The following is a 7,907-nucleotide window of genomic DNA, read 5'->3' as shown; positions in this document are numbered from 1 at the left end:
GTCGACGACAACGGCACCACCGCCAACGGCACGCTCGATGTGAACATCGTCGACGACCTGCCCAAAGGCGTGGACGACAGCAACGCCGGCACCGCGTCGGAAACCCTGCTGACCCTCAACGGCAACGTGCTGACCAACGACGTGCAAGGCGCTGACCGCGTGACCGTCGGCGAAAATGCCGGCCCGATCACTCCGGGCACGTTCGCCGGGACTTACGGCACGTTGGTGCTGAACGCCAACGGCACCTACACCTACACCCTGAACACCAGCGACGCCGATTTCAAAGCGCTGCACGGCGGCGGCAACGGCACCGAGAATTTCACCTACACGATTACCGATTCGGACGGCGACACCAGCACCGCCAACCTGGTGCTGCAGATCCACAACAACGACGATCCGGTGACCATCGACGGCCTCACCGTCAACGGCGGCGAACTCACCGTCTACGAGAAAAACCTCGGCGACGGCAGCAGCCCCGATGCTCCGGCGCTGACCCAAAGCGGCACCTTCACCATCACCGCCCTCGATGGCGTGCAGACCCTGAGCGTCGGCGGGATCAACGTGGTGGTCGGCGGTGTGTCGTCTGGCTTCCCGCAATCCATCACCACCCCGCTGGGCAGCACGCTGACCATCACCGGGTTTGACCCGGTCACCGGCGTGGTCAGCTACAGCTACACCCTGGTGGATAACGAAACCCATCCAAACGCCAACGGTGCCAACAGCATCACCGAAAACTTCAATGTGGTGGCCACAGACACCGACGGCAGCACCGCGAGCAACCAGCTCAACGTCAACATCGTCGATGACCTGCCCAAGGCCAACCCGGATCACACTTCGGTGGCGGAAGGCGCAACAGTTACCGGCAACGTGCTGGATAACGACATCGGCGGCGCCGATGGCCCGGCGGCCAGTGGCGCGGTGATCGGTGTGCGGGCCGGCAGCGACACCTCGACCTCAGCCATCGGTGGCCTGGGCTCGAACATCAATGGCACTTACGGTTACCTGACGTTGGATGCCAATGGCAACGCGGTTTATCACAGTAATCCGAACAGCGTCGGCCCAGCGGGCGCCACCGACGTGTTCACCTACACCGTGCGCGATGCCGACGGCGATGAAAGCACCACCACCATCACCATCGACGTCTCGAACAGCTGCATCGTCGCGGCCCGCGATACCGACGTGACGGTCTACGAAAAAGCCCTGGACCTGACCCAGGATGGGCAGGACCTGGCCGCTGGCACCGTCACCGGCAGCGACCCGACCAGCACCGGCGAAACCGCCAAGGGCACACTGGTGGGTTCGGTCACCGGCGCGGTCGGCGCGATCACCTACACCCTGGTCGGCAGCGCCACGGGCAACTATGGTCAGATCCAGCTCAACCCCAACGGCACGTACACCTACACCCTGACGTCACCGGCGACCACCACGCCGCACGCGAACGACGGCGCCAATACCCTGACCGAAAGCTTCACCTACCAGGCCACCGATTCGCTGGGCAACAGCACCACCAGCACCATCGTGGTGAGCATCGTCGATGACGTGCCGAAAGCGGTGAACGACACGAATGCGGCCACCGCGACGGAGAACGCGCTGACCCTCACCGGCAACGTCCTGACCAACGACATTCAAGGCGCGGACCACGTCGCGACCGGACCGAATGCCGGGCCGATCACACCCGCCACGCTGAATGGCACTTACGGCACCCTCGTGCTCAACGCCAATGGCACCTACACCTACACGCTTGACACCAACGATGCCGACTTCAAAAACCTGCACGGCGGCGGCAATGGCACCGAAACCTTCACCTACACCCTCACCGATGCCGACGGCGACACCAGCACCGCCACGCTGGTGCTGAACATCCAGAACGCCAACGATCCAGTGACCCTCAACGGCCTCGACGTCAGTGGCGGCGAACTGACGGTCTACGAGAAAAACCTCAGCGACGGCACCAGCCCCAACACTCCGGCACTGACCCAGAGCGGCACTTTTACGGTGACCGCACTCGACGGCCTGCAAACCCTCGACGTTGGCGGCATCCATGTGGTGGCCGGTGGCGTGACGGCGGGCTTTCCGCAAACCATCGTCACCGCATTGGGCAACACGCTGACCATCACCGGCTACAACCCGGCTACAGGTGTAATCAGCTACAGCTACACCCTGGTGGATAACGAAACCCATCCAACCGCCAATGGCGCCAACAGCCTCACCGAGAACTTCAATGTGGTGGCGACGGACACCGATGGCAGCACCGCGTCGGGTCAGATCAACGTCAACATCGTCGATGACCTGCCTACCGCCGCACCGAATACGGCGAGTGCGGCCGAAGGCGCAACGGTCAACATCAGCGTGCTGGGCAACGACGTGTTTGGTGCGGACGGTCCGGCAGTCGATGGCGCGGTGATTGGTGTGCGTGCCGGCAGCAACACGTCGACCTCGGCGGTCGGTGGCCTCGGCACCAATATCAATGGCACCTACGGCTACCTGACCCTGGATGCAGCCGGCAATGCCGTGTACCACAGCAACCCGAACTCGGTGGGGCCAGAGGGCGCTACCGACACGTTCACCTACACCATTCGCGATTCCGACGGCGACGAAAGCACCACGACCATCACCATCAACGTCTCCGACACCGGCCTCAAAGCCGTGGTGGACCAGGACGTGACGGTCTACGAAAAAGCCCTCGACCTGAACCAGGATGGTCAGGACCTGGCGCCGGGCACCGTCACCGGCAGCGATCCGGGCAACACCGGGGAAACCGCCACCGGGACGCTGGTCGGTTCGGTCACCGGTGGCAGCGGCGTGCTCACTTACAGCCTGGTCGGCAGCGCCACTGGCACGTACGGGCAAATCCTGCTCAACCCCAACGGCACGTACACCTACACCCTGACGTCGGCACCGAAAACCTCGCCGAACGCCAACGACGGGCCCAACACCCTGAGCGAAAGCTTCACCTACAAAGCCACCGATGCCCTGGGCAACAGCACCACCAGCACGATCGTCGTCAACATTGTCGATGACGTGCCGAAAGCAGTGGCCTCCGATCGCTCGGTGGCCGCGGTGGAAATCGACTCCAACATACTGATCGTGCTCGACATCTCCGGCAGCATGATCGACCCCTCTGGGGTGGGTGGGCTGTCGCGGCTGGACCTGGCCAAACAGGCCATCAGCGCCTTGCTCGACAAGTACGACGACCTTGGCGATGTGAAAGTGCAACTCGTCACCTTCAGCAGCAACGCCACTGACCGGACCACGGTGTGGGTCGACGTGGCGACCGCGAAGACGCTGCTCGCCGGGCTGTCCGCGGGCGGTGGTACTAACTACGATGCCGCTGTGGCCACGATGCAGACGGCGTTCAATACGTCCGGCAAACTCACCGGTGCGCAGAACGTCGGCTACTTTTTCTCCGACGGCAAACCCAACGAAGGCGATATCGGCACTGCCGACGAGGCTGCACTCAAAGCCTTCCTCGACGCCAACGGCATCAAGAACTACGCAATTGGCTTGGGCAGCGGCGTGAGTAACGCCAACCTCAACCCGTTGGCCTACGATGGCAGCACCCACACCGACACCAATGCAGTGGTGGTGACCGATCTCACCCAGCTCAACTCAGTGCTCTCGGGCACTGTGGCAGGGGCGCCGGTCACCGGCACCTTGCTGGAGAACGGCACATTCGGCGCCGATGGCGGCTTCATCAAAACCCTCACGGTCGACGGCACCACGTATACCTTCGACCCGAAAGGCAACGCTAACCAGGGTTCGCTGAACTTCAGTGGCGGCGTTAACCACGGCACGTTCGACACGGTGAACAACAGCCTCAGCATCGCCACCAACAACGGCGGCACCCTGGTGGTGAACCTCGACACTGGCGAGTACAACTACACCTCGCAAAAAACCACCGCGGTGGTCATCACTGAAAACATCGGCTTCACCGTCAGCGACAACGACGGCGACCTGGCCAGCTCCACGCTGACGGTCAAAGTCATACCGAACGCGGCACCGGTGGCGGTCGATGACCACATCATCACCAACGTGCTGTCGAACAACATCGTGGTACCTGGCGAGTTGTTGCTGGCCAACGACACCGATGCCGACAAGGATCCGCTGACCGCATCACCGACCAACTTCACCACCGGCTGGGTGGCGAAGGGCGCGGATTTCACCGGGACGGGCGCGATCAGTTTCAAAGGCACCAATGACACCGCGGCCAACCAGTCCTTGGCAGACGTGCGCAGTGCCTTTGCGGCCAACACCGCCGCGATGACGGCGCTACTGGTGGTCAGCGGGTATCTGGGCCAGGTGGCTGCCAACAACGCCAATGATGAAGACCTCATCACCGTGAAACTGAAAGAAGGTGAGACCCTCAACCTGGATCACAATCTGGCGGCCGGGCATATCACCATGGAGTACTCCGTCAATGGCGGCGCCTTCATCAGCATCGCAGACGGTCAGACGATCACCGCGACGTCGGATGCGACCTATCAGATCCACATCACCAACATCGAAAACACCAGTGGAGGCAACGCCAAAGGATCCGAAAGCTACCAGTTGACTATGACCGTCAACTACGCCGGCGCCCACGACATCGCACCGGACGCCCACGGCACCTACACCGCCAGCGACAACCACGGCGGCAGCGACAGCGCGGGCGTGACCATCAGCTATCAGGATGGCCACACCCTCACCGGCACGGCGGGCGATGACACATTGATAGCCGGCACCGGCAACAACGTCATCAATGCCGGCGACGGCAACGATGTACTCACCGCCGGTTCCGGCAACAACGAACTGCACGGCGGCGCCGGCAATGACTTGCTGTTCAGCGGCACCGGTAACGATCTGCTCGACGGCGGCACCGGCATCGACACTGTGAGCTACGCCCACGCCACCGCCGGGGTCACCGTCGACCTGAATCTGCTCACCCCGCAAAACACCGGAGGCGCCGGCACCGACACCCTCACCGGGATCGAAAACTTGGTCGGTTCCAACTTCAACGACTCCCTCACGGGCGATAACAACAGCAACGTCATCAACGGCGGTCTGGGCGATGACATCCTCAACGGTGGCGGGGGGGACGACTTCCTGATCGGCGGTCTGGGCAACAACACCCTCACCGGCGGGGCAGGGGCAGACACCTTCCAGTGGCTCAAAGGCAACAGCGGCCACGACGTCGTCACCGACTTCACTCCTGGCACCGACAAACTCGATTTGTCGCAACTGCTGCAAGGTGAAAACGGTACGTCAGCGTCGCTGGATGACTACCTGCACTTCAAAGTCACCGGCAGCGGCGCTTCACTCGTCACCAGCATCGACGTCAGCGCCATGGCCGGCGCCACGCCGAACCAGACCATCGACCTGGCCGGCGTCAACCTCGCCAGCCACTATGGCGTCACGCCGGGGGCGGGCGGTGTGGTGGCGGGCGGGCACGATACGGCGACCATCATCAATGGCATGTTGAACGACCATTCGTTGAAGGTGGATACCGTGTGACCTGAAGGCTGAAACGACAAAACCCGCCATTCCTGGGTAAGGAGTGGCGGGTTTTTGTTGTCTGGGAGAAAGCAATCGCGAGCAACCACCACAAATCTCTACTACCAACCCGGTCATTGTGGCAAGGGGACGGAGAGTTAGCCGTGCGGATCGACGTTATCCAGCATCCTATTCACCACCAACTCACCCAGCATGACCGAGTGTTGAATCCCCAGCAGCGACTGCAGACTTTGGCCTGCAGTTAAGACTGGAGTTTTGCGCTTATACCTGTTCGGGTCGCTAAACCCGATCGCTGATTGGCAGCGATGCGGAAACGATAAAGATCAGGGTAAAAGCGCACAAGCCGGCGGATTCTGGCGCAGTCGTAGGTAACGGCGCAAGAATATGTAGCCTGAGTGAGTGTCTGGAGGTGTCTTTTAAACACCGGTGTTTACTGCCCAATCATCGCGTCCGGCTACATCGGCTCCGGCGGCCCTATCAACCGTCCCATCACCCCAAACAACCCCAGTTCCCGAATCACCTCCAACTCCCCCTGCGTCTCGACCATCTCCGCAATCAACGGCAGATCAATGCTGTTGGTCGCGCGGAAAATCGCGTCGATAAACAGCCGCTTGTCAGGCTGTACATCAATGCTGCGGATGTACGCGCCATCGATTTTCAGATACGCCAACCCGAGTTGCGTAAGGTTGCCGATCTGGCTGAAGCAGCCACCAAAGTGCTGCAAGCCGAGGCGATAACCGGTATCGAGCAGGCTATGACTCAGGCGCTGCAATTCTTCGGACGGCGGCAACTGGCGTTCGTCGATTTCCAGGGTCAGCAGCGGTGCCAGTTCCGGCAGCGAGTCGAGCAAGTCGATGATTTGTCGCAGTTGCGCCGGATCGCGCAGGGTGCTGCCGGACAGGCTCAACGCCAAGGGCCAGCGGTTGATAACGAGGTAATCGAGGGTGGCTTCGAGCATCACCAGATCGAACCGGGCGGACCAGCCGAGGCGCTCGATCCATGGCAGGAAATGCCCGGCGGCAATGGCTTCGCCGGTGGGGTCGAGCAGGCGCGCAAGGACTTTGTGATGCAGCACCTGGCTGGTATCGGCGCATTGCACGACGGGTTGGAAATATAGCTGCAGTTTGCCGTGGGTCAGGGCGTCGTCGATCCAGGCGCGCCAGTCATGTTGGGAGTGGTTGTTCGCGGTGGCTGTGTCGGCCAGATGCACCCATGGTCGCTCGGGATGTTGCCGGGCTTGCGTCAGCGCCTGATCGAGACGCAGCAGCACGTCGCTGGCCGGTTCGCCGGGGTGATAGGGGACGATGCCCAAATGCGCCACCGGCATGCAATCACTGGCGCCGGTCAGGCGCAGGTTCTCCAACGTTGCACTGATTTCCGAGGCCAGGCGTTCGGCGTCGGCGCCATCCAGGCCCGGCGTCAACAGGCTGAACTCGCCGCCGCGGTTGCGTGCCGCCAGCCAGGCCCGACGTTCCGGCAAATGCGTCAGGCGCTTGAGCAGCTCGCCGACGGCGCTGATCAACGCATCGGTGCGCTGACCACCCAGACGCTGGTTGAGGCCGATCAGGTCGTTGATCCGCAGCATCAGCAAATGGCCGGCGCTGCTCTGTTCGCTGATCAGCAGATGATCGGCCAGTTGTTCATCCAGCAAACGGCGATTGGCCAGGCCCGTGAGGCTGTCCTGATAGGACTCGGCCCGTAGTTTTTCACTGCGCGTGGCTTCTTCGGCGAACAGCGCCTTGAGCTTCTCGACCATCTGGTTCATGGCCAGTACCACGCGGCGCAATTCCGGAGTGCGCGGCAGTTTTGGCAGGCTCAGGAACTCGCGTTTGCTGATGGCCTCGGCTTGTTTGACCATTTTGTCGAGTGGGCGCAATTGCCGACGCAACAGCCAACCGCCGAATATCGCGCTGAGCAACCCGCAGACCAACAGCCAGAGCAGACTGCCGAGGGTGCTGTCCCAGAGTTTGGCCAGGGCAAATTGCGGATTGCTCAACACTTCCACCCGTGCCACCTGTTCCCAGCCGCGCATGATCAGCGCGTCGCCGCCTTCGGGGCGCAGGTTGACGAGCCTCACGAACCAGCCTGGAACGCCGTCGATTTTTTCAGGGACGCTGCGTTCCACCAACACCTGATCGTCGACGATGTTGACGACGCGGATGCTGCGGAAATAGCCACTGTCGAAAATCGAGCTGACCATCAACTCGGTCATGACCGGGTCGTCGATCTGCGCGGTCAGGGACAAACCCAGTGCGGTGGCGGCGTCCTGGGCATGCGAGCGCAACTGGCCGAGCATCTGTTCGCGGGAGCTTTCCAGGCTGACAAAAAAACTGCCGCTGAAGGCCACCAGCAGGAACAGGCAAATGGCGAGAAACAACTGTTTGCGCAGTGACATAAAACGCTCCTTGCTATGACGG

2 protein-coding genes are annotated in these 7,907 nt (G+C 61.9%); one reads left to right on the top strand and one right to left on the bottom strand.

The genetic code is table 11. From position 1 onward, the window contains the following. A partial coding sequence (locus J2X66_RS04530; RefSeq protein WP_310261398.1) for an Ig-like domain-containing protein occupies positions 1–5,490 on the top strand: 5,490 nt, incomplete at its 5' end. A 454-nt stretch (positions 5,491–5,944) separates the two neighbouring features. On the opposite strand, the gene lapD is transcribed toward J2X66_RS04530, so the two are convergent. Then, entirely contained in the window at positions 5,945–7,885 is a 1,941-nt protein-coding gene (gene lapD, locus J2X66_RS04525) for a cyclic di-GMP receptor LapD (protein WP_310261395.1), read from the bottom strand. Positions 7,886–7,907 lie beyond the last annotated feature (22 nt).

This window comes from Pseudomonas sp. 3296 (assembly GCF_031456615.1).
In the GTDB taxonomy this organism is placed as follows: domain Bacteria; phylum Pseudomonadota; class Gammaproteobacteria; order Pseudomonadales; family Pseudomonadaceae; genus Aquipseudomonas; species Aquipseudomonas mucoides.
This window is presented reverse-complemented; position numbering and strand designations above follow the sequence as displayed.

Bases quoted from the DNA above. Each gene is read 5' to 3' on its own strand.
- lapD (WP_310261395.1), bottom strand. From the start codon at position 7,885: ATGTCACTGCGCAAACAGTTGTTTCTCGCCATTTGCCTGTTCCTGCTG.